This is a genomic window from Bosea beijingensis (genome assembly GCF_030758975.1).
Lineage (GTDB): Bacteria > Pseudomonadota > Alphaproteobacteria > Rhizobiales > Beijerinckiaceae > Allobosea > Allobosea beijingensis.
The window spans coordinates 4,116,379-4,143,202 of the sequence record NZ_CP132359.1; the positions used below are offsets into that span (position 1 = coordinate 4,116,379).

Below are 26,824 nucleotides of genomic sequence, written 5' to 3' on the forward strand. Positions count from 1 at the left end.
CGTAGAAAACCGCCATGGTTCAGAAGGTTTATTGGTAGCGATTTTTGTCTGACGAAACCTATGGTTAAGCAAGTCCCATTTGGGGGGGGCGGTGCGCGCATTGTTGTGCGGCAGCGCACGGCTTTCTCGAGGTCGGATTTTTATCAAGTTATTCTTGGGAGATGTGTAGTGAAAATTCCCAAGAATTGAGAAAAGATCAAATAATGCAAATCTGAATAAAATAAATTATTAGTATAAGTTTCTATAAAAAATTATCAAAATAAAAGATCAAATTCTATCGCTCACGAAATGCTTTGTTGAATTGTTCCTTCAGCGGCTTGGCGATAAATTCGAGTGGAGTTCTATTTTCTGTAGTAATAAAAACGTCGGCTGTCATGCCGGGGCTCAGGCGTTGCCCGCCAAATTTATCGAGTTGACTGGGCGGTACGACGATTCGCACGATATAGAACGAGGGGCCGTTGATCTGATCTCGGCTTGTGTCGGCAGATACATGGCTGACTGTGCCGGTTAATTCTGGCGTAATGCGCTGATTAAAGGCATGCAGCTTGATTTGAGCTGCGCCACCCGGTCGGACTTGGTCGATGTCGGCGGGAGTGACGCGAGCCTCGATCTGAAGCGGTTCGTTGTCGGGGACGATGAGCATCGCGGGTTCGGCAGGGCTGATCACACCGCCCACGGTATGAACGGCGAGTTGATGGACGACGCCAGCGGTGCTGGCCCGGATGTCGACCCGCTTGAGTTGGTCTTCAGCGGCGATGCGTCGCTCGGTCAGTTCCGCTATCTTTGCTTGTGTTTCACGAAGGTCTTTCAGGACTTCCTCACGGAAGCTGTCTTCGATCTGGAAGATTTGAAGGCGTATTTCAGCGATCTTGCCGCGCGATTGTGCTAGCGCCGCTATGATTTGCCCCTTCTGACCGGCAATGTTAACTGCTTCGCGTTCAAGCGCGATCTTTCGGGCCAGAGACACCAGGTTTTTTGTGTATAATTCGCGCGCGGCAACCAGTTCCTGCGCTACCAGAACGATCTGTTCGTCCCGTGACGTCAATTGGGCCTGTAGTCCCTCGATTTCATTCTCGAACTGAATGATGCGTTGCTCGAGTTGGGCCCTCTGTCCGTCACGAGCTGTGCGGCGCGCGGTGAACAGCTTCTGTTCGGCAGTGAACAGGCTGGCAATGCCTGCTTCTTTCGTGCGATCGGCGAATTCGGGAGCGTGCGAGACCGTGGATTGCTCGTCGGCCTCTGCGATGAGACGCTGGCGTCGCGCGAAAAGCTCATCAAGTTGCCGAGTTACGACGTGGAGCCCGACGCGAGCAAGTGTTCCATCAAGTCTGATGACGATCTGGTTTTCCTGAACGTGATCGCCTTCCTTGACTAGCAACGCTGCAACGACCCCGCCTGTAGGGTGTTGTATCTTTTTCGTGTTGCCTTCGACCACGAACTGTCCTGAGGCGATGACCGCTCCCGAAATACCGGTTGTGCAGGCCCAGGTGCCTACGATCCCGAAAAAGGCGAGAACGCTCGTAGCGCCGATCAAGCGCAGTTTGCTGAGAGATCGATCAAACTCGGACGGTGCGATGGTCGTTGCCGTCATGAGACCAGGCTTTGACGCTGAGCGCCCGGAGCGGTGGTCTGCTGGATGACATTCTTGAGAATCTGGTCGCGCGGGCCGATCGCTTGCAACCGCCCGTCCGCCAGAATCGCGATTTGGTCGACGCCGGCTATGGCAGCAGGGCGGTGGGTTATGATCACGACGATGCCGCCGCGCGCGCGAATACCCTTGATCGCGAAATTCAAAGCTTCATCACCGGCGTGATCGAGATTCGAGTTTGGTTCGTCGAGGACGACGAGAAACGGCATGCCATAGAGGGCTCTTGCAAGGCCGATCCGCTGGCGCTGCCCTCCCGACAGGGAAGCTCCCTCTTCGCCAATTCGCGTATCGTAGCCGTTGTCGAGCTTCACGATCATGCCGTGTGCTCCTGCGGCCTTGGCTGCTGCAACGATGGCTTCATCATTCGCGTCTGGGCTGAAGCGGGCAATGTTCTCTGCAACCGTGCCGTCGAGCAACTCGATATCCTGGGGCAAATAGCCGATGTGGCGCCCCAGATTCGCGGCTTCCCATTGATGGAGTGCGGCTCCGTCGAGGCGAACCTCTCCGTGAAGAGGAGGCCAGGCGCCAACGAGGGCCCGTGCGAGTGTCGACTTGCCCGAGCCGCTCGGACCGATGACGCCAAGTCCAGCGCCAGCTTGTAATCGAAATGAAATGCCGTTCAGGATGGTGTTCTGTCGTCCGGGAGCTCTGACGGCCAGATTCTCGATCTCGATTCCCTGTTCTGGCGGGGGCAAGGTTGTTTGCGGGCCGGGTCCGAATGAATTCTCACCGAATAGGCGCGCGAGGCGGGTATAGCCTTGCCGGGCGGTGACGAAGCCGCGCCAATTCGCAACTGCAGTCTCTATGGGGGCCAGGGCGCGAGAAGTCATGATCGAGGCTGCGATCATCGCTCCGCCGGAGGCGTCGCCTTTGATCACGAGATAGGCGCCGAGCCCCAGGACGGTCGACTGTAAGGCTAGGCGAAATATCTTGGCGAATGAACTGATGCCGCTCACTGCATCGGCGCCGCGAATAAGATTGCGAAGATGCCGGGCGTTGGCCCGTTGCCAGTTTCCGTCAAAGGCGGCACCCATTCCCATGGCGGCCAAGATTTCGGCGTTTCGTCGGCTGGCATCGGCGATGCTGCGCCGAAGGCTGCCGCTTTCCATCAGGTCCTTGCCGTTCTTTCGCGTAGCCCATTCGCTGAGCGCGGTGATGAGTATGATCACGCCTCCGCCCGCAACGGCGAGCCATCCGAGCCACGGATGAAGCAGAAAGCAGCCGATGAAGAAGAGGGGCATCCAAGGTAGATCGAACAGGGCCGTCGGGCCGATCGAGGCGAGGAAGCTTCGGATCGCATCAACGTCGCGCAGCGGCTGCAAGGCATTGTCCGAACTGACGCCCATCAACGGCAGTTTCCTGGATGCGGTAAAGGCGAGGGGCGAGATGCGTTCATCGAAGCTCGCGCCTATTCGCGCGAGCATGCGGGCGCGGACGGCATCGAGGAGGCCTTGTAGAAGATAAGTGAACAACAATAGCAGGCTGATGCCAATCAGCGTTGGAACGCTGCGTGAACTGAGTACGCGATCATAAACCTGGAGCATGTAAATTGAGCCGGCCAGCATCGCTGCATTGATCAGGCCGGAAAACACCCCAACCACGGCCAGGGAGCCAAGGTACGGTCGAAGGCTTAGTGGAGAGGCGCCCCGCGGAGATTTAGAGGGTAGGCGCATCAGTTGTTCTCAAAAATGCCGTAGGGGGCAGCGTCTCTTCACGCAAAGTGGGATCATGGAGATAGATTGCATTTTCGTCAACGATGGCTTCCGAGGTAAATAGCAAAATGTTCTAAAATGATATCGATAAGAGTATGCTCTGATTATAAAAAATTTATCCAATATAAATCTAAGTAAAATTAGATTTTAACGAAAAGTCAATATTTTTCTGGATGAATTTATACTTAAAATTCCCAAGAAAATGATAGAAAATGTCCAGATAGCCATATATTCAAAACTATAATACGTTGTGACGTCTTTTCCAAAAATGCCGGCCCGGATCAGCTCATACATATGGACCATGGGTATGAGGAGCGCCAGTTCTTGAGCTTGTTTCGGGAGCCAGGATACCATGAAAAAGCACCCCGAAAGCGGCATGAGGAGGTATTGGGTTGGCTGAATCAGGTTTTCGAGAACTTCCGATCGTTCTGAGAGGCCAGCGGTAATGCAGCCGAAACCGAAGGCGAAAGCGCTCATGATGAGCCATCCGGCAAGCAGCAACGAGGGTTCCGCGATCCAGTTCAGGCTCCCAACCGACAGCAGGATCAGATAGACGATGATCCCGGCCGCGCTGACTCCGGCGATCTCCGTCAAGGCTCGCGCGATCATGATGTCGAAGATCGTAATGCGGCGATGATAGAGCAAGCCGTAGTTTCCCGACATGACACGAACGGCGTTGGAAAGATGGCGCCACAGCGTCAGGGGCATGTAGCCGCTCAGGACAAACGCGGCCACGGAAACGCCGTACCCCCCACGGTGGAGAAAGACCCATACCAGGATGACACCACCGACGAGAAAGATCGGCTCGACGACCAGCCATAGAAAGCCCAGGTTGCCTCGCCCATATTTCGCCATCACATTGCGAATCATCAGCGCGGCGATGACTTGCAACTGCACGGACACTCTGGTCGTCAACGTTGGGTCGTGCACTGCGCGGGGCTTCGTCATCCGGCCAGGGATCATCAGCTTTGCGTTTGACCGAAGCCTCTTGTCAATCCTGGGACGTGTTGCAGCCGATCACGGCTCGACGATGGCTCCAGCTTCCGCGGAGGCCGCGGCTGGCTTTTCGTGCTCGCGAGCGCTGCCTGCTGGCTTGGGATAACATGACGGTCGTGCGGTGAATCTGGTATGAGTCCTTCGGACAGTTCAGATTTCAACTTCGCTAGGCGATGTCGGAGATATGTTGGGACCCTTCAAGCTGCCGGGAATCCATAAGTTTATCGCGGCGCGTGGTATTTCTCTCCGCAGGCAGATGGCCGTTCGGCAGGTCGCGGATCAGCCGGCTTCGGAGTTCGTGCTTCTGCGCCCTCTGCGTACCGCCGCAGATGGTGAAGTCTACGATCTGTACGGAGGCGTGCCGCGCCGGCGGCGATGGACGGATATCGATGGCGCCCTGGGATGGGGAGCGCTGGTCGCGTTACCTGTTCTCTGTGGGGCGCTCTATTTCGGCGTGATCGCGGCGGATCGCTACGTTTCGCAAAGTGAATTCATCGTTCGCAACACGGATAGTTCGGGGAGTGGTCGGTTGGCGTCGATGATATCGGCGCAATCCGGCGCGGCGGGATCGACCAGCATGGGAGCGAGCGCTGGCGACAGCGATGCCAATGTGGTCGTTACTTTCATGAAATCCGAAGACGGCATGGATACGGTCGACCGGGCGCTCGATCTGCGGAAGCTGTTCTCGCGTGACGAGGCGGATTTCCTGGCAGCCTATCCCGGCCCGTTTCGGAGCGACAGCAAGCACCGGCTGAAGCAGTATTTTTCGCGAATGGTCAATGTCGACTACGATCCGATGACAGGGGTCATCAAGTTGACGGCGGAGGGCTTCCGTCCCGAAGACGCCAAGTCCGTGGGGGACAGCTTGCTGGCGGGAGCGGAGGCCCTGGTCAATAGGATGGATGCGCGCGCGCGGCAGGATGCGGTCCGGGCCGCTTCGGACCAGGTGGCTGTTGCCCATAAGGAGGTGGTGGACGCCCAGGCCAACCTGACGGCCTTTCGGTTGCGCGAAAGGATGATCGATCCCATTGCGATGTCGGCTGTCATCGTTGAGACGATCGCCGGGTTGGCCACCCAGAGCGTCGCGCTCAAGGCGCAGCTTTCCGACCTGACGAAAACCGCTCCGGCGAGCAACCAGGTGTCTCTGCTGCGCGGCCAGATAGCTGCGCTTGAAGAGCAGATTTCCGTTCAGCAGCGCAAGCTTGCCGGGCCGGATGGTTCGCTGGCGCCGACCTTGGCCGAATATCAGAAGTTGAGCCTTCAACGCGAGTTTGCCGATCGGATCTATGCCGCGGCATTGGAGCAGGCCGAAACGGCGCGATTGCAGGAAGCGCGTCAGCACATCTTCATCGAACGCATTTCAGGTCCGACACTGGCTGATTACGCAACAGAGCCACGGCGCCTGCTTCTGACGCTGCTGATCGGGGGCATCGCCGTTTCTTTATTTGGCATTCTGAGGTGGGTCGTACGCGATTCCCGGCTTCACCACGGGCGATGAATATCGTGCGTCAAACGCAATGGCTGCGGGACCTCAGGGAAGGAGCCCAGCGCCGCTTGAGGCCGTGGGGCGGCAATGCCCGGCAAAGCCATGGGGTGGAAGAGGAGCATGCTCAAGCCGCGGGTCGGCGTGCCATCGTCGCCGATGGTGTCGTCATGGAATTCAACACGGAGATCGGCCGGAGACGCGTGCTCGACGGGATTTCCTTTGAAGTCTGCATGGGAGAGCGCTTGGCGATCCTCGGTCGGAACGGCGCTGGCAAGTCGACTTTGATCAGCCTCCTGTGCGGGTTGCAGCTTCCGAATACCGGTACCATTCATCGCGGCTTGTCGATGTCGTGGCCCATTGCAATCGACGGAGTCGTTCAAGGTGAGATGACCGGCTATGACTATGCCCGGTTCCTCTTGCGGGTCTACAATGCCCCTTTCGAACAAAAGCTCGATTACATCCAGTCATTCGCGGCTTTGGGTAAGCAGCTTCATCTGCCGATGCGATTCTACTCCACCGGCATGCGTGCAAGGCTGGCTTTCGCGCTATCCTTTGCCATCGATTTCGACTGCATCCTGATCGACGAGGTGCTCGCCGTAGGAGACCGTCGTTTCCAGGAACGATGTTATGAAGAACTGTTCGTTCGTAGAAGGCATTGCGCGATGATCATTGCCATCCACGATGCAGCATTCGTGCGAGAGCACTGCACGGCTGCCCTGATCCTGAAGGGGGGGAGGGGGCGCGTGTTTCGGGACCTCGATCTCGCCGCCGAAATATACACATCGCTCTGACGGCAGGAGAACGCGGCTGAGGCCGCTGATATAGGCCAATATGCTTCAGGATGGATCTCCCCGTATCGTTTCGCAGCAGAATGCCCGGCGTCCTGCTGAGATATCGGCCAGCCGCTCGGCGAAGCCGCGCTTCCGGTTGGAAAAGCTTCTTCGATACAAATTGTTCGCGTTGCTGGTGATCCTGCCGAATTTGCTCACAGTGCTGTATTACGGATGGATCGCATCTGACCGTTACGTTTCGGAGGCGCAGGTTGTCGTGCGCAGGGCTGCCGAGCCGGCGCCGACCGGAGGGCTTGCTTCCTTTCTCAAGACAACTGGACTTGCGGGCGGAGCTGACGAGACCAGCACCGTGCAGGCCTATATCCTATCCCGAGATGCCTTGGATGCGCTGAGCGCCAAATTGCCGGTGAAGACCTATTTCGACGTGGCGCAGGCCGATTTCCTGTCACGCTGGCCATCTTGGCTATACGGGCGTTCGAATGAAGAATTCTACCGCTACTACAAGCGCATGGCGAGTGCCGTACCCAGTCGAGAGACAGGTGTCCTGACCATATCGATCGAAGCCTTCGAGCCAACGGCCGCCAAGCTCATGACTACGACGCTTCTCGATCTGGCCGAAGAGATGGTCAACCGCCTCAACGAGCGCATCAGGAACGATGCGATCAAGACGGCCAGCGACGAAGTGGCGCGAAGCGAGGAGGCCCTTGTCCTTAGTCAGATTTCTCTGACGCAGTTTCGGAATCGAGAGTTGCTCCTCGATCCGCAGCGCAATGCGATCTTGCTGACTGAGTTGATTGGCAAGTTGAACACGGAGCTCGCCAACACGGTCGCGCAGATCGAGCAGTTGCGTCAGGGCGCCCCCAACAGTCCGCAACTGGCGCCGTTGATTGCGCACGCTTCCTCTCTTCAGCAGCAAATTGCCTCCCAGCGTGACCAGGTCGCAGCCAGTGGCGCCGGGCTCGCCGACAAGGTTGCGCAGTATGAACGCCTGACGTTGCAGCAGCAATTCGCCACCCGGCGGCTTGCGGCGGCCGTTGCCGGATTGACCCTCGCTCAGAACGATGCACGCCGGCAGCAGGTTTTCTTGCAGCGGATCGTGGAGCCCAACCTGCCGGATCAATCGACGGTGCCGCGCCGTCTGGTGAGCGTGATCACCGTGTTCGGGTGGTCTCTGTTGTTCTACCTGATTTTCTGGCTGGTGAGTTCCGGCATCAGGGAGCACTCCGCCGCTCATGCCGGATAGAGCATTGCTCCGAAAGTGGCATGCGGTTTTCGGACAAAGCCGATGCAAGATCAAAGAGCTGGAGTACCGGACCGAATACGATAGGCGGTCAGGTACTCTATAGCCCGATGCTGCCGGTACCCGGCCTCTCACGGCTATGCGGTGGAGGCCGGATCATCCGATAGCGGGCGCCAATCCCGGAAGCCAACGCTGATCAGCCCCATATGCCCTTCTATGGCGCCTTGTTCGCTCATGATCCTGATCTCGATCGGTTCATGAGGTTTCGCCACGCGCGCTGCGAACTCGAATTCGAAAATGCCGCCAAGCTCGGCGAAGACTCGAGCTTTACCGAGCAATTCGGTGCTATGTGCCTCGATTGAAAAGGGCATGCCTCGGATGTCTCGCGAGAAACCGATCAGGACCCGTGCATTCCAGTAGCCACGCGGAAGGTGAAAATAGGGTCCATAAAAGATGATGCGGGCGCGGCCTGTCAGATCGATGGCGACGGGAACTGCCGAGTTCGGCTGGTCTCCGAGCAAGAAGCACTGCCTCGGCCAGGTAACCTCTCCAGGCGTCGGCTGCCCCAGGTTTTCATGTAATCCACCGAGCACCTGGGCGATGACATCGCGATCCGCGTCGCTCGGTTCTGGCAGGTCGCGCGTGTCCTGGCGGAGTTTGGCGGACAAGCTGACATCTTCGAAGCCAATACCCTGGCAAATGTCTTCGGCGATATCGCTGGAGATATCGATCGCGAAATGCTCGAGAAAGATCCTGAGAATATCGGCCGGGGTACCGCGAATATCCCTTCTGATGACCTTTCCCAGATCGGTTTGCGCGAAGGGGCGGGCCAGAACCAATCCCGCTGAAATCGGGCGAAGCGCGGCATAGGGCGAGATGCGATGTGTGGCCTGGGTGTGCCGCACCGATTCGACAAGATCGTCGGCGAAGACCAAGCATGGCCTTCCGCTCCGAAAGCAGGCCTCGGCGAATGCCGGATTCGGAAACATCGAGAGGACAAGTCGCTTGCCCGCATGCTCCGGCTGTTCAGCGAGCGTGTCGAAGCGATCGAGGCGGACGACTGACAAATTCGGCACGATGCGACGGAGTGCCTGCTCAAGGAAAAGGAAAGCCCACTTGGCCAGGGGGCTGGGGTAGCCGACAGCGACAAAATCCATATCGCTTTTCCTAAGGGGATCGGCCGCATCGCACAATCGTACAGGTCGATTGAGCGCGGCCAGCAGCATGCATGGCCGCTGAAGCGGGTTGGGTGTCGTTGTGACCCAACGCTCTCGGGGCACTGCACTCAGGATTGAGCCCGTGAACGTCGCTCCGCATACGTTTTACGAGCTGAGGGTTAGTCGCTGGTTCGATCGGCTTTAGGAAGCGAGGCGGCCGTCATGCCCCCCGGCGCTGGTGGCCCCCCAGCCGGTCGGGAGCCGTCAGGGGCTGATCGTGGTTTCAGGCTCGCCCCGCCGGAAGCCTCGGGGCTGCTCGTTCAGGCGAGGTGGAAAGACTGCTGCAGCACCTCACGTGAATCCAGCCCGACCTGGACGTCGAACTGGCCGCTCTCGATCACCTCTTTCAGCTCGCCATTGACGAACTTGAGCTGCTCCGGGCCGATCTCGAAGCGCACCACTCTGGCTTCGCCAGGCTTCAGCGTTACCTTCTGGAAGCCCTTCAGCTCCTTCACCGGCCGTGCGATCGAGGCATAGGGGTCGGCGATGTAGAGCTGCACGACATTCGCCCCTTCGAAGCTGCCGGTATTGGTCAGCGTTGCCTCGGCCGTCAGCTTCTCGCCGCGCTTGATGCGGCTGGCCGAGAGCTTGAGGTCGGTCAGGGTAAAGCTGCTGAAGCTCAGGCCGAAGCCGAACGGATAGAGAGCGCCCTGCTCCTCCTCGAAATATTGCGAGGTGTAGTTGCCGGGCTTGCCCGGCGTGTAGGGGCGCCCGATCCGCAGCGCGTTGTAATAGGTCGGGATCTGGCCGGCCGAGCGCGGAAAGCTGATCGGCAGCTTGGCGGAGGGGTTGTGGTCGCCGAACAGGATGTCGGCGATCGCGTTGCCACCCTCGGTGCCGGAATACCAGGTCTCCAGCAGCGCGTCGGCATTGTCCTTTTCCCAGCCGATGGCGAGCGGGCGCCCGTTCATCAGCAGGACGACGAGCGGCTTGCCGGTCGCTTTCAGCGCCTGCAGCAGCTTGCGCTGCGAGCCCGGCATCTCGATCGTGACGCGGCTCGAGGATTCATGCGACATGCCGCGCACCTCGCCGACGACGGCGATCACCACGTCGGACTGGTTGGCGACGGCGACGGCCTCCTCGATCATCACGTCGAGCGGGCGGGGATCCTGGATGACCTCGGGCTTGTCCCAGTTCAGGAAATTCAGGTAGTCGACCACCTTCTGGTCGTCGAGCACGTTGGCGCCGCGTGCGGTCAGCAGCCTGGCCTTGTCGCCGATCGCCTTCTCGATACCGGCCTTGATCGTGACGGCCTGTTCGGCGACGCCCTGCGCCGACCAGCTCCCGAGGATGTCGAGGCCTGAATCGGCCAGCGGACCGACGAGTGCGATCGTGCCCTGCTTCTTCAGCGGCAGTGTCTGGTTGCGGTTTTCCAGCAGCACGATGGATTCGCGCGCGATCTCGCGGGCCGGTTCCCGATGCAGCCGGTCGTTGGAGCGCACGTCGACGGGATCGTCCTCCTGCTTGCCCATCCGCAGGAACGGGTTGGCGAAGAGGCCCATGTCGTATTTGGCGCCGAGCACCTCGCGCACGCAGGCGTCGAGCTCGGCCATCTTGATCTCGCCCGATGCGATCAGGCCGGGCACTTCGGCGAGATAGACCTGGTCGGCCATGCTGAGGTCGATGCCGGCCTTGATCGCGAGCTTGGCGGCCTCGCGGTTGTCGCGGGCGACGCCGTGGCGCGTCAGTTCCGTGATTGCGCCGTGGTCGCTGATGGTGACGCCCTTGAAGCCCCATTGCTTGCGCAGCAGGTCCTGCATCAGCCAGGTATTGGAGGTCGCCGGCACGCCGTTGACCGAGTTCAGCGCGACCATGACGCCGCCGGAGCCGGCGTCGATCGCCGCCTTGTAGGGCGGCAGGTAGATCTGGTGCATGCGCAGCGGACTCATGTCGACCGTGTTGTAGTCGCGCCCGCCCTCGACCGCGCCGTAGAGCGCGAAATGCTTGACCGCGGCCATGATCGTGTTGGGCTGGTTGGGCGATGTGCCCTGGAAGCCGCGCACGCTGGCCCGCGCGCATTCGCTGACGAGATAGGGGTCCTCGCCGAAGCCCTCGGAGGTGCGGCCCCAGCGCGGGTCGTGGCTGATGTCGACCATCGGCGCGAAGGTCATGTCGACGCCGTCATTGCAGGCCTCGACCGCCGAGACGCGGGCCATCCGCTCGATCACGGCCATGTCGAAGCTCGACGCGAGGCCGAGCGGGATCGGGAAGGTGGTGCGGTGGCCATGCACCACGTCATAGGCGAAGAAGAGCGGGATCTTCAGGCGCGAGCGCTTGACCGCGGCTTCCTGCATCGGCCGGTTGTCGCGCCGGACGACCGTGTTGAACGAGCCGGCGATGCGCCCGGCGGCGATCTCCTCGACGATTTTGGCGAAGGGCATTTCCGGGCCGATGCTGATCAGGCGGAGCTGCCCGACCTTCTCGTCCACGGTCATCTGCGCGATCAGCTTGTCGACGAAAGCCTTCTTCGTCGCAGCGGAACCGGCGGTGCGCGCCTGTCTGGTCTTGGCCGCCGCGGGAAGTGCGGCCATTCCGGCAACGAAGGCGGCCGAGGCCATGGCGCCGAGCGTCTGCCGGCGGGAGAGGCCGGCAGCGGCCTGCTCAGGGGACACCGTCTCCAGTCCTTCGACGACCGGCGCAGCGTTCTCGTGATCCATGCTGAGTTCGTTCACTTGCGAATTGAGGGCGGCTGGATGGAGGGTGGCAAAGGGTCGCGTGGTTCGAGGAGAACGACGCTCATTCCTTGACCCTTGTCTCGATGATGGGCATGTGTTCGGTGCGCCGCTGCCTGGAGAGGACGGGCGCTCCGTCCCGCCGACGCCCACTTTTAAGGAGGTAGTGTGAACTTGTCGACCCGTTCTGCCGACGGGGCCCCGCTCATGGCCCGATCTTCCTCTTCAGCCCGACCCATGCTGATGCGGCTGCTGGACCAATGCGACACGGTCCGGAGCAGATCGGGCTTGGCGCGGCTGGGCATGGCGCTCGGCTTGCTCGCCGTCGCGGCCGTCGCGGGGCCGTCGGCCTTCGCGCAGCAGCGTCCGAAATTCGGGCTCGACGACGTCGTCGCCAAGGCGAAGGCGCTGGCGGATGCGGCCTATGTCGCGCCGGTCAGCAACCTGCCCGACGTCTTCAGCAAGATGCAGTTCGCCGACTACCAGAAGATGCAGCCGAAGCGCGATCGCTTCGCCTGGATGGAATACAAGACGCCGTTCAAGCTGGCCTTCTATCACCAGGGCATGCAGTTCAATACGCCGGTGAAGATCAGCGAGATCGTCGATGGCGCTGCCCACGAAATCCCCTATGATTCCGGGCGTTTCGACTTCGCCGACCTGCATTTCGACCGCGAGGCGACGAGCAAGCTCGGCTGGGCCGGCTTCCGTGTGGTCTATCCGATCAACCAGGCCGGCAAGCTCGACGAGATCATGAGCGTCCTCGGCGCGAGCTATTTCCGCGTCATCGGCAAGAACCAGATTTATGGCCTGTCCGGGCGGGGGCTGGCGATCGATACCGGCCTGCCGATCGCCGAGGAGTTCCCGGCTTTCCGCGAGTTCTGGCTGCGCCGTCCGAAGCCGAAGGACAAGCAACTGACCTTCTACGCATTGATGGATTCGGTGCGCGCGTCGGGCGCCTATGAGTTCACGCTGACGCCCGGCTCCGACGCCGTGCTCAGCGTCAAGGCGCGCATCTTCCTGCGGCAAGGTGCCTCGCCGACGACGCTCGGCATCGCGCCCTTGACGAGCATGTTCCTCTACGGCCCGCAGCAGCCTTCACCGACCCCGAGTTTCCGCCCCGCGATCCATGATTCCAACGGGCTCGCCGTCCGCGGCGGCAATGGCGAGTGGATCTGGCGGCCGCTGGTCAACCCGTCCATGGTCGCGATCAGCGATATCGCGGCCGAGAACCCGAAGGGCTTTGGCCTGCTCCAGCGCGGGCGCGACTTCTCGCGCTACGAGGACCTGAAGGATCGCTACGATCTGCGCCCGAGCGCCTGGATCGAGCCGACCAACGATTGGGGCAAGGGCAATGTCCGCCTCGTCGAGATCCCGACCGCCGACGAGACCAACGACAATATCGTCACGCTCTGGGTGCCCGACAGCCGGCCTCCGTTCGGCGAGCCGATGCGCTTCGACTACCGCATGCACTGGACCATGGACGAGCCGGCCCTGATGAAGGGGGATATCGCCTATGTCTGGCAGACGATGCGCTCGGCCGGCGAGTTCTACCAGTCCAACTTGATCCGCGCCGGCGACGGCACGCTGGCCTTCCTGATCGACTTCAAGGGCCCCTCGCTGCGCAAGCTGCCGAAGGACGCCCGCCCCACGGCCGTGGTTGGCGCCAATGACAATATCGAGATCGTCGGCACCGAGTTGCAGCCCAATCCGGCCATCCAGGGCTGGCGCCTGAGCTATCGGATCAAGGTCAAGAACCCGGCGGTCTCGTCGGATCTCGACGCGGTCCTGAAGCTCGGCGACCGCACGCTCACCGAGACCTGGAAGTTCAGGCTGCCGGCATCGCAGGCGGCGACGAACAAGGAAACCTATCTCAACCGCTTCAAGGCGATGGAGTAGGTAGCGGGGCCTACTCGCCCCGCCGATAGCGAGCGCCCGAGCTGTATCATCGGTCGCTCGACCAGACGATAGACGAGCCAGGACAGCGCGAGCGTCAGGCCGATGCAGATCAGCATCGTCGCGAGATCGCTGAGCAGCCCGGTCAGGGGCAGGGCGCGATAGACCGCGGCGTTGACCGGCCCGTGGAATAGATACATCGCATAGCTGATCAGCCCGATCCGGGCGAGCAGGGGCGATCGCGGTCGCTCCAGTCTGATCGCAGCGAAAAAGACCGCGAAAGCGGCGAGATAGGCGCCGAGGACGGGTCTTAGACCTTCCATGATGAAATGGTCGCCGCGCGCCAGCGAAAACGATGAGACCGCAGCGACCGCTGCGAGCTGCGCGAAGCCGAGAACCACGGTCGAAAGCTGCGCGCCGGGCCGCCGTTCCACCAGCCAGAGCCGCAGCAGCAGTCCGAGCAACAGGAAAGACAGATGCATGCCGAGATACTGTACCGGCAGTCCGGCGATCCCGTGCGCTTGTAACTGCACAGGCAGGACGGTCGCTGCGATCAAGCCCAGGCCGAGGCCGAGCAGGGCGCCGGTGTTGCGCAGCATTCCCGTCGCGAACAGCAATGTGACGAGACCGTAGAAGACGAGTTCGACGAAGAGGGTCCAGTAGATCGGCGAGAGCCAGGGCTGGCCGAAAAGCGGCGGCGCCATCGTCATATTGGCCAGTACGGTTGCCATCGGCGCCCTGTCGCCGGACAGCCAGGCCATGAATGCGAGCAGGGCCAGCGCCAGCCAGAGCGCCGGATAGAGCCTGAACAGCCGGGAGATCGCGAAGTGCCGGAGCGGTCGCTCGCCCTGAATGCTGAACGGCACGACGAAGCCGCTGACCAGGAAGAACAGCGCCACCCCGAACCGGCCGAGGCTCAGGTTCTCGACGATCGACCGGGCGACCGCGCCCATCGGGCCGGTTGCGGAAGGAGCCTGCCTGAGCAGGTCGCCGAACAGATGCTCGACCATCACGGCGAGCGCCGCGATGGCCCGCAATCCGTCGAGATGGGCATAGCGCTGTCGGGTCATGCCGGCCTCACCGGAGGCCGAGCGCGCGGCGCGTGGCAGCATCGAAACCCGGCCCGGTCTCGCTTTCGGCGAGCGCGAATCCGCCGGCTCCCGCGTAGGTCCATGCGGACCAGGCGAAGCCATGTGCCTCGGCGAGCTCGCGCATGTCGCGCAGCCAGGTTCCGCGGGCGGCGGCGCCTTCGGGTGTAGACATATAGGGCGTCCGATGAACGCCGAACTCGCCAAGCAGGACGGCATGGGCGGGCAGGCCTTGGGCGCTGCGCCAGGCGTCGACCTGCCGAAAGGTCTTCTCAAGGCTCGGCCGGGCGAAGCTTGCGTAACGTGCCAGCGATCGTTTCGCCTTGTGCGCCTGCTCCAGCGCGGCGCCGTCGAGACCGAGGCTGGCGATGCGGCCCTCGGTCGCGGCGATCATCGCCTCGGCCGAGGGCGGCGCCGGATAGGGGATCGCCTCCAGCGCGTGGGCCGGGCTGCCGCGTACGGCCTGATGCGTGAACTGCCAGGGCGCATAGTCGTGATAGGTGTAGATCAGGCGCGGATCCCCCGCGAACGGGCGCATGTCGATCGTCGTCAGCGCGGCCGCCGCATTCATCGATCCGCCGCCCAGCACCAGCGGGAGCCGCGCAGAGCCCTTGCGGGCTGCCCGGTAGCAGGCTTCCAGCATCGGCTGCCAGGCCGGCTGCGGCATCTCCGGCTCGTTCATCAGCTCGAAGGCGAGCCGCGGCGCCGAGGCGCCTGCCCGATCGTGAGCCAGTTGTCCCAGCAGCCTCGCGAGGCGTTGCTGCAGGGCGAGCACGGCACGGAATGCCGGCGCGTCCACGCCTGCGGTCAAAGCGACGGGCCGGTAGGCCGGGTTCATCGCACTCGGATGCAGGTCGACGATCACGCCGAGATCGGCATCGAGCAGGTCGCGAACCGTGGCCAGGAGAAGCGCGTCCAGCATGTCGCGGGCCGCGTCGCGAAAGGCGAGGAAAGGCCCGAGATCGACGGCGAGGCGCACGAAATCGAAACCGGCGGCGCGGATCGCCTGCCGCTGCATCGCATCGAAGCGGAAGCGCGGCGCCGAGAAGGGTGCATTCCCATAGCTGCCGTCGGCGCTGACCTCCGCCCAGCCCAGCGCATGCGAGACGCCGATGCCGCGGCGAAACAGCGGGATATCCGCGCCGGCTCCCATTGCGGTTCGTTCCGCGCCGAGACAGGCAAGCGTCGCAAGGCCGGCCATGCCGGAGAGAACGGAGCGGCGGCTCGTCATGACGATGCGCCCGAAACACCGGTCTTGCCCGGATAGCGCGCCGTCAGGGCGCCATCGAGGACGGCCATGTCGGCCTGGCCGGCGAAGGGAGCAGCCAGGCCGCGCAGCGAAGCCTCGCGCAGGGCGGGATCGACCGTCCGTGACGGCACGAAGCGGACATCGCTCCAGCCTCGGCTTTCGAAGTCGCTGACATAGTCGGCGGGCCGCTGCCGGTTCGGCTGCCCGGGAAAGGCGAAGAGCCGGTAGAGCGGCTCGGGATAGCGGTAGATGTTGTTCGGGTCATGCTCGCGGATCCAGCGCGAATGCGTCTGCAGGTCGATGATATGGACCGTTTCGCAACCCGGCCGCGCGACCTGCGTCATGGCCGCGATCGCGCTCGCAGGATGATCGTAGTGCTCGAAGGCCGCGCAACTGACGATCAGGTCGAATGTCCTGCCTTCGGCCAGGCGCGGGATGTCGAAATCCCGCCCGACGGCATAGCCGAATTCGCGCAAGCCGGGCGTGCTGGCGAAAGCTCGCGCCCGTGCCCGGTCGGCGATGCGGCCTTCGGGAAACCGGTCGAGCAGCCGCTCGTAGAACCCGGGTTCTTCGCCGCCCGCAAGGTCGAACACGTCGATCGCATGGTAGGACCGCGCGCCCAGTGCGAGGAAGAGCACGCCGTTGCCGCGCGAGGCGCCTGGGCTCAGTTCGAGCACGTCCCGCCCGCGCAGGTCGACATCCGGCGGCATGAAGCGGCGCAGCGCTGCGAAGATGTCGAGCAGATAGGCGATCTGGCCTTCGGGGTCGGATTTCGCCACGCCGTTCGGCGTGGTGTAGCCGTTCAGCTTGTTCTTGCCCCAGGCCAGGCCCAGGAAGCCGAGGCCAAGCACGGTCATTTCGAGATTGCGCAGGACGGAGTTCATCGTCAGCCTCCGAGCTCGACATGTTTGCGGAGGCCGGCGCCGGGCTGGCGCGTCCCGCCCGGCTTCCAGCCGCGCAGCGCGCTTTCGTAGACCTCCATGGTCCGGTCGACGATCGCGCCCCAGCCGAAGGCGGCGAGGACCCGGGCGGCGTGCTGCGCCTTCAGCGCGGGGTCGGGCGCTGCCAGCTTCGCGCGCATCGCGCTGGCGAGCCGGTCCACGGCGCCGAGCGGGAAATAGCTGTCCTGCCCGAGATCGAGCGCGAGATGGGCGTCGATATCGCTCACGAGACAGGGCACGCCGTAGCTGAGGGCTTCGAGCAGCACCATCGGCATGCCTTCATGGCTCGAGGGCAGGACGAACAGGGCCGCGTGCCGATAGAGCTGGAACAGCGCGTCGCCATGTTGAAATCCGGTCATGACCACGCCGGGCGTCGCCATCGCCACGGCTTCGACCTCGCGTTGGTAGCTGCCGGCATGATCGGCCGCGCCGGTGATGACGAGCTTGAAGCCTGGATCGTCCAGGCGTGCGAAGGCTCTGATCAGGTCGAGATGCCGTTTCTCCTCGACGATCCGGCCGACGGAGAGGATGTAGCGCTGCGGCGTCACCCGGATGCGGTCGAGATAGGATCTGTCGGGGTTCGGCAGCGGCGCCTCGACGCCGTTCGGGATGAAGGTCGCGCCGACGCTGAACCGGCGGCGGACGCTGTCGGCGATCGCCTTGGACACGCCGATATTCGCGTGGGAAAACAGCATCCCCATCGCCTCGCCCGCCCGCAGGATGGATCTGGCGACCGGACCCCATTTTTGGCGCTCGTAGTCGAAGCCGTGATGCGTCACCACGACATGGAGGCCGAGCAGGCGCGCGAGCGGGGTCAGCAAGGCCGGCCCGATTGCATGGATATGCACCAGATCGGGGTTCTGCCGGGCCGCGACGAGCAGGCTCAGGGCCGTGTGCAGCAGCGTCTCGAAGCTGCGGGAGCGGGGCGACCAGACCGGCGTGACGGTGACGCCTTTCCAGCGATAGGGCTTGTGCGAGCTGAGATAGGGCGAGCGGCCGAGCACTTCGACGCGCCAGCCGCGTTCCGCCAGGCGCGTCGAGATCGCGGCGACATGGGTCTCGATCCCGCCCTGGATCTCGGGCACGCCGCGCAGGCCGACGAAGACGACTTTTCTGTCCGGCGGACGGGCGCCGATCGGTGGGATGAGGGTGTACATCAGCAGATCGCCTCGTAGAGGTTGAGGGTGCGTTCGCGGTAGCGCTCGGGCGAGAATTCGCGGCGGACCCAGTCGCGGCCGGCGGCGCCCATCGCAGCGCGGGCGGTCGGCGGCAAGGCAGCCAGGGCGACAAGCGCCTCGGCGAGGGCGGAAGCATGGCCGGGTTCGACGAGCCGGCCGGTCTCGCCATCAGCGACCAGTTCGGGAATGCCGCCGATGCGTGCGCCGATGACCGGGCGCCCGAGCGCGTAGGCTTCGAGTAGGCTGATCGGGGCGTTCTCGTACCATTCGGAGGGGAGGACCAGCGCCAGCGCTTCCGCGATCAGGCGCTGCAGCTCCGGCTTGCCGAGATGGCCGGCGAAGCTGACATCGGCGCCGAAATCCACGGCGAGCCGGCGCAGGCGCGGTTCTTCGGGGCCGCTGCCGGCCAGGACCAGTTTCTGGCGGGCGAGAGCCGTGGCGCGCAGCAGCGTGGCCAGCCCCTTTTCCGGTGCGAGCCGGCCCGCATAGACGAAATACCCGCCTTCCTCGGTTGCCGGCGCAAATCCGCTCGTGTCGATGCAGTTCGGGATATGGGCGATGCGATCCGCGTCCCAGCCCCAGGCGATGAGCTTGTCGCGGTAGAAGCGGCTCGGCGCGATCAGGCGGTCGAGGGTGCCGCGATAGAGTCCGAGGCTGCGATGGACCAGCGTCTCCATCAGGACGAGCCCGCTCACCAAGGCCGAATCCTTGACGCAGCGATGCAGCAGGACGTTGTGGATGTGCCCGTCGCGGCAGCGCTCGCAGACGCTGCCGTGGCTCAGCATCGTGTAGGCCGGGCAGGCGATCTTGAGATCATGCGCCGTCATCACCAGCGGCACGCCTTCGGCCTTCAGCGCGCTGAAGATCGACGGCGAGATATGGTGGTAGACGTTATGGGCGTGGGCCACGTTCGGGCGTGCCTGGCCGATCAGTGCGCGGATTTTCCGGCGCGCCTCCAGCGAGAAGATGATCTTGGCGGCCTGCCGCGCCTTGGTGAGGGGCCCGCCGGCGCCGCCATATTCGATCTCGGAGACGAAATGCCCGGACCAGGGGCTCGGAAGGTTCGCGGAGTGCTGCATCGCGAAGGGCACGACGTCCCAGCCGGCGGCGGTGAACAGGTCGATATGGTCGAGGAAGACGCTCTCGGCGCCGCCTCGCCGGTAGAAGTAATTGTTGATGGCCAGAAGCCGTCTTGTGCCGGTCATCGCGCCCGCTCCCTGAAGCCGATGTGATCGAGCGCCGCATCGACGCTCAGCACCCGGCAGCCGCGCGCGATCGCGTAGCCGACGAGCAGGTGGAAGCTGGGGGGCGTGCAGCCATACGGCGTCGGCTGTGGCGAGACGTCGTGGGTGAAGAAGATCAGCCAGCCGGGATCGGCGACCAGCGCGTCGATCCAGCGAGCCAGTCCCAGCACATGCTGCTGCGGTTGCCGGATCTCGACCGCGCGCAGGAAGACCGGGTCCGTCGGCCCGCGATTGATCCCTTCGCCGCCGGCCCGGCACGTGCGGAAGCTGCGGGCGAGCAGCGAGCGCTTCCCCAGCGAGCCGCTATTGTAGGGGTAAGCGAAGTTGCGCGGTGCCCGGCGCGGATCGATCGCGTCGAGGTAACGTGCATTGCGGGCAAGGTCCTCGGCGAGGGCGTCGATTCTCAGATGGCGCAGGTCGTGGTGCGCGAAGCTGTGGCAGCCGATCTCGTGGCCGCGGGCCGCGAGTTCCCGGCAGCCGGCCCGGTCGATCAGCCTGCGGCCGGGCTCGATCCGGCCCTCCAGGCCGCCTGAGATGTAGAAGGTGCCGCGCGCGCCATTGGCTTCGAGGGTCGCTGCGCCGGCATCGAGGGCAGAAGCCGGCACGTCGTCGAAGGTGAAGGAGACGATCGGCTCCTGCGTCGGCACCTGCATGACCTCCCGCGGAAGCGTGCGGATCAGGCGGTTCTCCAGGCGCGCGGCATAGCTGTCGATCAGCTTGGGCAGGCGGGTTGCAGGGTTCGCTGCGGATGGATCAGGCATGGGCCGGCTCCAGGCTGCGGAGATGGTTCGCGGGCTCCCGGATTTCGTGCGCGCTGGCCTGGAGATGCAGGCCGAAGATCGCGACGACGAGCATGAACCAGATCAGGCTGCCGGACTGGAAGAACAGGCTCTCGACGCAGGCGGCGAGGATCCCGTAGAGCCAGATCCGGACGAACAGGCGGGTCAGCGCCGGGTCGTTGGTTGTAGCCTCGGCCCGCGCGATGGCGCGCAGCGGCAGCCAGACGATGAGGACGAGCGTCAGGACAAGGCCGGGAAGGCCTGTCGTGACCGCCATGTCGAGATAGGCGTTGTGGCCGTTGAAGGCCGCGTAGGCCCAGCCCGCCGCCGCGCCGCCCTTATGGACCATCGCGTCGGTCTGCCAGAACAACTGGAAGCCATGGCCGGTCAGGGGCTTGTCCAGGACGGCGGTGGCGCCGATCTTCCAGATGTCGATGCGGTTGGTGAAGGTCGGGTCGATACCGAGCCCGGCGACGAGGCCGCGCATGGTCGGCGACATCGCGCAGCCGATTGTCAGGATGTTGATGGCGGCGATCCCGAGGACGAGCATCGGAATCCGCAGGGGGCGCCAGCGCTCGAATACCCAGGCGATGGCGAGGATGCCGGGCAGCGCGGCGATCGCGGATTTGCCGCCGGTCCGGGCAAGGAACAGGGCTGCGAGCAGGACCATCGCGGCGCCGACGACCCGGCGACCCGTGCCGAACAGGTAGAGACCGACGAAGCTGATCAGCACCATTGCCGCGGCGGCGACGTTCTTATGGGCGAAATGGCCGCGCCACAGCCCGGCGTTCATCGGCTCGCGGATTTCGCTGGCCTGATGGATCGCCAGTTGCGGCATCAGGGCGACGCCGAGATAGGCGAGTGCCAGCGCCCCAAGGCAGCACAGCGTCAGCATGCCCGCGAACTGGCGCTCGGAGCGCGGCAGCAGGAGCAGGACGCTGCCGTTCACGATCGTCAGCATCGCCAGGAAGACACGCTTCAGCGCCAGATCGGGTTGCGCGGAGATGGCCGAGACGATGCCGAACCAGATGAGCATCACGATCAGGATGCCGCGCGGGCGGGCGACGAGATGGCGCGCGCTCGACCGGAAAGTGGTGAGCCAGAGTGCCGCCGTCAGTCCGAGATAGACGATCTGGTTGAGCGTATTGGACTTGGCGGTCGCGGCATCACCCGTGGCGACGGCCGAGAGATCGATGAATGGTGTCAGCGTGACCAGATAGAACAGCAGCGTCGCCATGAAGAGCACGGGGGCGGCGATGCCGGCCACCGGGCGTGTCTGGGTATGGTCCATCATGGCGTTGCGCTCCTGCGGATGGCGCGGAGATAGCCGCGCGCCACGAGCGTGCTCGCGGCCAGCAGCAGGCCGAGCGCCAGCCCGGCCGCAGCGGCGACGAGCGGGCGGGGTGGCCAGGTCGTCCGCGAGGGCGCGGTGGCCGGGGTGATCACGCGCACATCCGTCGCGTCGATCTGCTGGCGCTGGGCGGTCTCGCCGGCACGGGTCAGGAAGGTCTGGTAGAGCGCGGTCCGGGCGGCGGCCTCGCGCTCCAGCTCGCGCAGCTTGACCAGGGCCTGGTCGTCGACCGAGACGCTGCCGCGCAGCGCCTTCGTCTCGCCGTTCAGCGTGTCGAGTGCGCGCCGCGCCTGATCGAGCTCGATGCGGGCCGCGCGGCGCAGGCGCTCCGTCTCGGATCTGATCGCCTTGGCCAGCGCCTCGGCCTCGGCCAGCACGTTCGCCAGGGAGGGGTGACGCGGCCCGAGCGTCTTTGAGAGCACGGCGACCTGCCGGCGCAGGCCAGCCTCGTCGGCGAGCAGGCCGGCCAGCGTCGGTGACTGCACGGCGCCGCCTTGCACGCCTTGCGCCGAGACCGAGCGCGACACCTCGTTATGGCGCGCTTCCGCCTCGGCCAGGCGGGCCTTGGCGTCGGTCAGCTTGGCGCTCATCCGCTCCAGTGCTTCGGAACTCAGCGGCTGCTTCGACAGGCCCTGCTGCAGACCGCGCGCGCGGCGGAAATCCTCGACCCGGTCTTCCGCCGCGGTCGCAGCCGCCTTGATCTCGCCGAGCCGGGAGGACAGCCCTTGCGCCGCACGCCCCACCCGCTCGGCATCGGCCCGCACGATCTCGGCGCGGAAGGTTTCGGCGACGGCGTTTGCGAGCCGTGCCGACAACGCCGCATCGCTCGCCCAGGCCGAGACGGACACGACATAGGAGCGCTCCTGCCGGGTGACGGTGATGCGCCGCGCGATGGTGCGGGCGAGCTCGGCTGCGCCGGGAGGCTGGTCAGACGCCTGCAGAAAGCCGGGCAGCCACGGACTGGGCGCGAACTCGGGATCATCCCCGAGAGCGAGCTCTTCGACGACCCGCTGCAGGACATTGCCCGAGGTGATCATCCGCATCTTGCTCTCGACATCCAGGATCTGGCTGTCGCTCTGGATATTGGTCGCGTAGAGGTCGTTCGGCGCGATCAGCAGGTTGGACGGCGCGATCGTCAGCTCGGTCGTTGCGGTGAAGCGCGGCGTGACGATCTGTCCGGCACCGACGGCCGCGACGGCACCGGCGAGCGCTGCGGTCGCCAGCCAGGGCCAGCCGCTCAGGACCCAGCCAAGGACTCTCGTGGGGCTGATCGCATAGGGCGGCGGGAGAGCCCTGTCGACGGCGCGTCGATAGGCGGCATCGTTCCCGCCCGGCATCGGGCTGGTCTCGGTCGTGACATACATGGCGGTCTGCGTCAGTGAGCGTGGAGGTTGGCTGCGTGCCTGGCCGGGACCGGTTCGAGCGGCTTGCCGGGGGCGCTGGAAAGGCTGGTGGCGGCAATCTGGAGCATCTCTCACCCGAGCTGGCGTTACCTGCGAAATCACATCTTCAGATTGAAGTAATCCTTTTATGGTAGTGAAATACAACCTCAGATAGTGCTTTCAATTAAACGTTAACCTTAACTTGGTGGTGGCGCAGGGGATGTCTGGATTGGCCGGGGGCGGGAGGTTGCGGCGCATGCGTCCGGCTCTCGTCAGCTATCTCATGTCGAGTGGGGCGCTGGCTTCGGCGGGGCTCTCGCAACTCGTGACATTCGCTATCCTGGCGCGAGCGCTCGGGCCGATCGAGTTCGGCCTGTTCGTGCAGATATCGGCGGTCGTCAGCATCGCGGTTCAGCTCTGCGGCCTCGGCGCTTCCGACTGCCTGCTGCGACGGGTCTCGCGCGAGCCTGGGAGCTATCCGGCCCTGCTCGGCCATAATCTCAGCCTGATCGGCCTCACCGGCGCCGTGCTCGTCGTCGCTGGCACCGCCGCCCTCTCGGGCTGGCTTCGGTTGAGCTCGGGTCCTTCCGTCGAGACGGCAACCCTGGTGCTGCTGCTCTCTGGCAATGTCGTCGTCGTCAGGGTGATCCTGCTCGTCGAGACCGCCTTCCTCGGCCTCGGCCGGTTCCACCAGGCCAATCGGGCGGTGGTCGGCTTTGCACTGGCGCGCATGACGACCGCGGCATTGGCGTGCCTCGCGTTCGGGATCTCGACCTTGTCGGAATGGGCGCTCTGGCAATCCGCGGGAAATTTGCTCTACGCGGCAATCGGCGCCGCCTGGCTCCGCCCTCTCGGGCGGCCTCGCTTCGCGATCCTGCGCGAGGAGCTGAAGCCCGGCCTCCTGTTCAGCTCGCAATTCGTGATGCGGGCCGTGCGCGCCAATGTCGACCTGCTGGTGATCGGCCTGTTCGCTCCGCTGGCGACGGTGGGCAGCTACGGCGTCGCCCGGCGGATCGTGGATTCCAGCTATCTCGCGATCGATGCCCTCAACCGCCTGCTCTATCCGCGCCTGGCGAGGGAAAGCCGCGATGGCCTGCATCTCGCGCTGCCCCTGGCTCAGCGGGCATTGGTCGCGGCGCTCGCTCTCGGCCTGACGACCTGCCTTGCCCTGTTCGTACTCGCCCCTGAATTGCCGGCGGTGTTCGGCCGTCAATACGAGGAGCTGTCTTTCTTCGTCCGCTGCCTGTCGGGCACCGTCGTTCTGGTCGGCGCCTGGGCTGCAGCGGTCGACCTGCTCGGGGCGTCCGGACGGCAGGACGTGCGGGCCTGGATCCTGAACGGGGCCAACTTGCTGGGCAGCGCCGTGATCGTGGTGGCGACATGGCTCGCCGCGCCGCTAGGCACGTTCATTGCGCTCTATCTCGTCGAGGGCGCGATCGTCATGGCCGCCTGGCGGGCGCTGCTGCGGCTGGCGCGGCGTAGCCGCTTGCAGGCGGCGGAAGCTGGCCGGGTTCTATGAAACGTCCTTGACGATCCGGCTCTCGATCCAGGCTTCCGGAGCCTTGCGCGCCTGCAGGAAGCCGAGCGGCAAGGCGGCGGCGTGGAACAGCCAGGCGACGACCGCATAGAGCCCGAGTGACAGGCTGCGCTGTCGCAGGCTCATCGCGCCGACGATGCCGGCGGTCAGCGCAGCACCGGCGGCAAGCCCGGCCAGCGGGCTCGGCATCGCGAAAAGTAGCGCGATCATCACGGCGAGCCAGACATAGACGCCGGCCCAGAGCTTCAGCTCCGGCAGCTCCCGGACGAGGTGGCGCCATCGTGGCTGGCCCAGCGCCCCGCGCAGCAATTCCCCGATCCCGCGCAGGTATCCCGACTTCCAGCGCCGCAAGAGCAGCGCATAGGCATTGAGCGCGTGGCCGAAATGACGGACGAAGCGGCGGTCGAGCCGGTGCAGCGTCCAGTCCTGGCTCCGCAATCTCACGCCGAGATCGAATTCCTCATAGCCGTGCAGGTTACGGTCGGAGAGATAGCCGGCCTGCTCGATGGCGTCCCGCCGATAAAGCCCGCCACCGTTCATGCGGTCGATCGCACCCGTGCGGTTCTCCGGCGAGGCGCGGCGGTTGCGCCGGACATATTCGAGGCTCGTCCGGTTCATCTCCTCGACATGGCCGGTGACCCCGGCGATGCGCGGATGAGCGGCGAGGAAGGCGAGCGCCTCGGGCAGGAAGCCGGGATCGAGCAGCATGTCGCCATCCATCAGGCAGATGAAGGGCGCGCGGCTGTACTGGAAGCCGAGCTGGGGGCCGATGCCACAGCTCGGGGCCGTGGCCGGGTCGAGCTGCACGATACGGACAGGATAGCCTGCGGCGATCGCGAGCGTGCGGTCGCGCGAGCCGCCATCGGCCACGATGATCTCGCCGCCGATGCCATCGAGCGCGGTGAGCACGCTCTCGATGGCGGCGCCGATCCGCGCCTCCTCGTTGAGCGTCTTGAGGATGACCGAGACCGTCATGGCGTTCGCTCAATCGAAATCGGTGAGGAGCCGGCTCCAGTCCTCGCCGGCGAGCCCGCCGAGATAGATGTCGCCGCGCGCGATCGCGTCGTTGATCTCGGGGATTCGCGTCAGCGCGACGGTGAAGGCCCGGTGCCGGAAGACGAGCCAGCGCTGCAGCGAGAGCCCGGCCATCAGGGCGGGTTGCGCGCGGCCGCGCGCCTCGACATGGCCGGTCTCGTCGAGATGGCGGAACATCGCATCGAGCACGGCGGCTTCGCGGCCGGGCAGTGCCAGGACGTTGAGCACATGCGCGGTCCGTCCCGGCGACGCGTAATAGACGAAGCAGCCGATGATCGCGTTGGCCCGGTCCAGCACCGAGCAGATCGTGAAGGCGCCGAGCCTGGTGTTCTGCGCCGCGAGCGACACCAGCCAGAACAGCTCCTCCTCCGTCCAGAGCGGCCGCACCGCGTAATGCGCGATGAGTCGCGGCGCGTTTACGAGGAACGTCGGCACCGGCATCTCCGCGACCCGTATGCCGCTGCGGTCCGGCGCGCGCCGTTGCGGCTTAAGGCGGCGCAGCAGGCCGTCGAGCGGGCGCGCGAGAGTGGGCAGGCCGGGGAGTCTGCCGCCCAGGAAGCGCGTGTCGAAGCGCGCGGCCAGGGCCCCGAAGGGGCGGAAGCTGCGCGACCATTCGAGGTTCTGCAAGGTGACCGGCTTGCCCCCGATGGCGAGGAGATGATTGCAGCTCGCCGGCGAAGCGCTGTCGCAGAAGGCGAAGTCGGCCCGCTTCGGCCGCAGCGCGAGGATGAGCTGCGCCGCGCCGAGCGCCTCCCTCTCGGCATCGGTCATGAAGACCCCGAGCAATCGCCCGGGCACGATGGTGCCGCAGGCCACGAAGCGCATCGGCACGGCGAGCAGCGCGCTCCGGATCCGCCCGTCCTGCTGCTCGTAGACCTGCGTGCCCGCCGTCTCGCTGTAGGATGGCGAAGCCAGCAGCAGCGTCCGCAGATAGTTCTGCAGATCGGGACCAGCCGGCTTGTCGATGCGCCTGAATATCTTCAGGAACAGCCGTGCCACCGCCGGCACGTCAGAGGGCCTGATCGGTCTGAGCGCGCCCTTTTGCAGGGGCCGTGCGTCTGCGAAGACTTGCTGCTGGATCTGCGACATCAGCCCCGGACCCTCGCGCTCGAGGCGGGGCATGAATGCGACGTGGGATTTCGACGGCCGGACATCGTGATGGACCTCGCCATGGCCGGGCGCGATCGCGACCGGGAGCGGCAGGAGGACACCATCAGGCAGATGCCTCCCTGAGTTGATGCAACTTATACGTTCAAATTGTAGTCGCTACGTAAAGATGCGAAGTGTCGCCATGGTGAATCGCGGCGGCGCGCGTCGCGAGCGAAGGCATCGCCGCTGTCCGGTCGATCGCCCGTCGATCTCCCCGCTGGTGGTGCTGACAGGTT

General features: G+C 64.3%; 20 protein-coding genes. 5 read left to right on the forward strand and 15 right to left on the reverse strand.

Annotated elements, in window-relative coordinates:
• Positions 1-274: 274 nt before the first annotated feature.
• The 3 genes from Q9235_RS19545 to Q9235_RS19555 all read right to left on the reverse strand — a co-directional run bounded on the left by Q9235_RS19545 (position 275) and on the right by Q9235_RS19555 (position 4,308).
• Positions 275-1,591 carry an HlyD family type I secretion periplasmic adaptor subunit gene (locus Q9235_RS19545; RefSeq protein ID WP_306223459.1) on the reverse strand — a complete coding sequence of 439 codons (1,317 nt, stop codon included), beginning with the start codon at positions 1,589-1,591 and terminating at the stop codon, positions 275-277.
• Positions 1,588-3,249 carry a type I secretion system permease/ATPase gene (locus tag Q9235_RS19550; protein WP_306223460.1) on the reverse strand — a complete coding sequence of 554 codons (1,662 nt, stop codon included), beginning with the start codon at positions 3,247-3,249 and terminating at the stop codon, positions 1,588-1,590. Before Q9235_RS19550 ends, Q9235_RS19545 begins: the two co-directional genes overlap by 4 nt.
• Before the next feature lie 258 nt (positions 3,250-3,507).
• On the reverse strand, positions 3,508-4,308 hold the full coding sequence (locus tag Q9235_RS19555; RefSeq protein ID WP_306223461.1) for an ABC transporter permease: 801 nt from the start codon (positions 4,306-4,308) through the stop codon (positions 3,508-3,510).
• Between the two features lie 232 nt (positions 4,309-4,540).
• On the opposite strand from Q9235_RS19555, the gene Q9235_RS19560 reads away from it, so the two are divergent.
• The 3 genes from Q9235_RS19560 to Q9235_RS19570 are packed head-to-tail and all read left to right on the forward strand — an operon-like array spanning position 4,541 to position 7,876.
• Positions 4,541-5,854: a KpsE/RkpR family capsule polysaccharide export protein gene (locus tag Q9235_RS19560; protein ID WP_306223462.1), complete on the forward strand. Its 1,314-nt coding sequence runs from the start codon at positions 4,541-4,543 to the stop codon at positions 5,852-5,854.
• Positions 5,851-6,633, forward strand: coding sequence for an ABC transporter ATP-binding protein (locus tag Q9235_RS19565; RefSeq protein WP_306223463.1), 783 nt, complete (start codon positions 5,851-5,853; stop codon positions 6,631-6,633). The genes Q9235_RS19560 and Q9235_RS19565 overlap by 4 nt, the downstream gene beginning before the upstream one ends.
• 40 nt (positions 6,634-6,673) lie before the next feature.
• Positions 6,674-7,876: a KpsE/RkpR family capsule polysaccharide export protein gene (locus tag Q9235_RS19570; protein ID WP_306223464.1), complete on the forward strand. Its 1,203-nt coding sequence runs from the start codon at positions 6,674-6,676 to the stop codon at positions 7,874-7,876.
• A gap of 134 nt (positions 7,877-8,010) precedes the next feature.
• On the opposite strand, the gene Q9235_RS19575 is transcribed toward Q9235_RS19570, so the two are convergent.
• Complete coding sequence (locus Q9235_RS19575; protein ID WP_306223465.1) at positions 8,011-9,099, reverse strand: hypothetical protein; 1,089 nt, start codon at positions 9,097-9,099, stop codon at positions 8,011-8,013.
• A 251-nt stretch (positions 9,100-9,350) separates the two neighbouring features.
• Positions 9,351-11,747: a beta-glucosidase BglX gene (gene bglX / locus Q9235_RS19580; RefSeq protein WP_306223466.1), complete on the reverse strand. Its 2,397-nt coding sequence runs from the start codon at positions 11,745-11,747 to the stop codon at positions 9,351-9,353.
• 303 nt (positions 11,748-12,050) lie between these two features.
• On the opposite strand from bglX, the gene Q9235_RS19585 reads away from it, so the two are divergent.
• On the forward strand, positions 12,051-13,658 hold the full coding sequence (locus Q9235_RS19585) for a glucan biosynthesis protein G (RefSeq protein ID WP_306223467.1): 1,608 nt from the start codon (positions 12,051-12,053) through the stop codon (positions 13,656-13,658).
• Here the strand turns inward: Q9235_RS19585 and Q9235_RS19590 are convergent.
• From Q9235_RS19590 to Q9235_RS19625, 8 genes are read right to left on the reverse strand one after another with little or no spacing between them, the layout of a single operon-like run.
• Positions 13,628-14,725: an acyltransferase family protein gene (locus tag Q9235_RS19590; protein ID WP_306223468.1), complete on the reverse strand. Its 1,098-nt coding sequence runs from the start codon at positions 14,723-14,725 to the stop codon at positions 13,628-13,630. The two genes, Q9235_RS19585 and Q9235_RS19590, sit on opposite strands and share 31 nt — an antisense overlap.
• Positions 14,726-14,732: 7 nt before the next feature.
• Positions 14,733-15,974, reverse strand: a complete 1,242-nt coding sequence (locus tag Q9235_RS19595; protein ID WP_306223469.1) for a glycoside hydrolase family 5 protein — start codon at positions 15,972-15,974, stop codon at positions 14,733-14,735.
• Entirely contained in the window at positions 15,971-16,876 is a 906-nt protein-coding gene (locus Q9235_RS19600) for a methyltransferase domain-containing protein (RefSeq protein ID WP_306223470.1), read from the reverse strand. The genes Q9235_RS19595 and Q9235_RS19600 overlap by 4 nt, the downstream gene beginning before the upstream one ends.
• Before the next feature lie 2 nt (positions 16,877-16,878).
• Positions 16,879-18,090 carry a glycosyltransferase family 4 protein gene (locus Q9235_RS19605; RefSeq protein ID WP_306223471.1) on the reverse strand — a complete coding sequence of 404 codons (1,212 nt, stop codon included), beginning with the start codon at positions 18,088-18,090 and terminating at the stop codon, positions 16,879-16,881.
• On the reverse strand, positions 18,090-19,316 hold the full coding sequence (locus Q9235_RS19610) for a glycosyltransferase family 4 protein (protein WP_306223472.1): 1,227 nt from the start codon (positions 19,314-19,316) through the stop codon (positions 18,090-18,092). The genes Q9235_RS19605 and Q9235_RS19610 overlap by 1 nt, the downstream gene beginning before the upstream one ends.
• Positions 19,313-20,116, reverse strand: a complete 804-nt coding sequence (locus Q9235_RS19615) for a polysaccharide deacetylase family protein (RefSeq protein WP_306223473.1) — start codon at positions 20,114-20,116, stop codon at positions 19,313-19,315. Before Q9235_RS19615 ends, Q9235_RS19610 begins: the two co-directional genes overlap by 4 nt.
• On the reverse strand, positions 20,109-21,428 hold the full coding sequence (locus Q9235_RS19620) for an O-antigen ligase family protein (RefSeq protein ID WP_306223474.1): 1,320 nt from the start codon (positions 21,426-21,428) through the stop codon (positions 20,109-20,111). Before Q9235_RS19620 ends, Q9235_RS19615 begins: the two co-directional genes overlap by 8 nt.
• Positions 21,425-22,849: a GumC family protein gene (locus tag Q9235_RS19625; RefSeq protein WP_306223475.1), complete on the reverse strand. Its 1,425-nt coding sequence runs from the start codon at positions 22,847-22,849 to the stop codon at positions 21,425-21,427. The genes Q9235_RS19620 and Q9235_RS19625 overlap by 4 nt, the downstream gene beginning before the upstream one ends.
• Before the next feature lie 274 nt (positions 22,850-23,123).
• Here Q9235_RS19625 and Q9235_RS19630 point away from each other — a divergent pair, with 274 nt between their 5' ends.
• The gene (locus Q9235_RS19630; protein WP_306223476.1) at positions 23,124-24,386 is read left to right on the forward strand and encodes a lipopolysaccharide biosynthesis protein; all 1,263 of its coding nucleotides are present in this window, start codon (positions 23,124-23,126) and stop codon (positions 24,384-24,386) included.
• On the opposite strand, the gene Q9235_RS19635 is transcribed toward Q9235_RS19630, so the two are convergent.
• Positions 24,381-25,379: a glycosyltransferase family 2 protein gene (locus tag Q9235_RS19635; protein ID WP_306223477.1), complete on the reverse strand. Its 999-nt coding sequence runs from the start codon at positions 25,377-25,379 to the stop codon at positions 24,381-24,383. The genes Q9235_RS19630 and Q9235_RS19635 overlap by 6 nt on opposite strands.
• Before the next feature lie 9 nt (positions 25,380-25,388).
• A complete protein-coding gene (locus Q9235_RS19640) occupies positions 25,389-26,561 on the reverse strand; it encodes a GNAT family N-acetyltransferase (protein ID WP_306223478.1) in 1,173 nt (390 codons plus the stop codon).
• Positions 26,562-26,824 lie beyond the last annotated feature (263 nt).

Bases quoted from the DNA above. Each gene is read 5' to 3' on its own strand.
- Q9235_RS19555 (WP_306223461.1), bottom strand. From the start codon at position 4,308: ATGACGAAGCCCCGCGCAGTGCACGACCCAACGTTGACGACCAGAGTG.
- Q9235_RS19560 (WP_306223462.1), top strand. From the start codon at position 4,541: ATGTTGGGACCCTTCAAGCTGCCGGGAATCCATAAGTTTATCGCGGCG.
- Q9235_RS19565 (WP_306223463.1), top strand. From the start codon at position 5,851: ATGAATATCGTGCGTCAAACGCAATGGCTGCGGGACCTCAGGGAAGGA.
- Q9235_RS19630 (WP_306223476.1), top strand. From the start codon at position 23,124: ATGCGTCCGGCTCTCGTCAGCTATCTCATGTCGAGTGGGGCGCTGGCT.
- Q9235_RS19545 (WP_306223459.1), bottom strand. From the start codon at position 1,591: ATGACGGCAACGACCATCGCACCGTCCGAGTTTGATCGATCTCTCAGC.
- Q9235_RS19640 (WP_306223478.1), bottom strand. From the start codon at position 26,561: ATGCCCCGCCTCGAGCGCGAGGGTCCGGGGCTGATGTCGCAGATCCAG.
- bglX (WP_306223466.1), bottom strand. From the start codon at position 11,747: ATGGATCACGAGAACGCTGCGCCGGTCGTCGAAGGACTGGAGACGGTG.
- Q9235_RS19600 (WP_306223470.1), bottom strand. From the start codon at position 16,876: ATGAACTCCGTCCTGCGCAATCTCGAAATGACCGTGCTTGGCCTCGGC.
- Q9235_RS19605 (WP_306223471.1), bottom strand. From the start codon at position 18,090: ATGTACACCCTCATCCCACCGATCGGCGCCCGTCCGCCGGACAGAAAA.
- Q9235_RS19595 (WP_306223469.1), bottom strand. From the start codon at position 15,974: ATGACGAGCCGCCGCTCCGTTCTCTCCGGCATGGCCGGCCTTGCGACG.
- Q9235_RS19610 (WP_306223472.1), bottom strand. From the start codon at position 19,316: ATGACCGGCACAAGACGGCTTCTGGCCATCAACAATTACTTCTACCGG.
- Q9235_RS19575 (WP_306223465.1), bottom strand. From the start codon at position 9,099: ATGCTGCTGGCCGCGCTCAATCGACCTGTACGATTGTGCGATGCGGCC.
- Q9235_RS19625 (WP_306223475.1), bottom strand. From the start codon at position 22,849: ATGTATGTCACGACCGAGACCAGCCCGATGCCGGGCGGGAACGATGCC.
- Q9235_RS19635 (WP_306223477.1), bottom strand. From the start codon at position 25,379: ATGACGGTCTCGGTCATCCTCAAGACGCTCAACGAGGAGGCGCGGATC.
- Q9235_RS19620 (WP_306223474.1), bottom strand. From the start codon at position 21,428: ATGATGGACCATACCCAGACACGCCCGGTGGCCGGCATCGCCGCCCCC.
- Q9235_RS19615 (WP_306223473.1), bottom strand. From the start codon at position 20,116: ATGCCTGATCCATCCGCAGCGAACCCTGCAACCCGCCTGCCCAAGCTG.
- Q9235_RS19570 (WP_306223464.1), top strand. From the start codon at position 6,674: ATGCTTCAGGATGGATCTCCCCGTATCGTTTCGCAGCAGAATGCCCGG.
- Q9235_RS19590 (WP_306223468.1), bottom strand. From the start codon at position 14,725: ATGACCCGACAGCGCTATGCCCATCTCGACGGATTGCGGGCCATCGCG.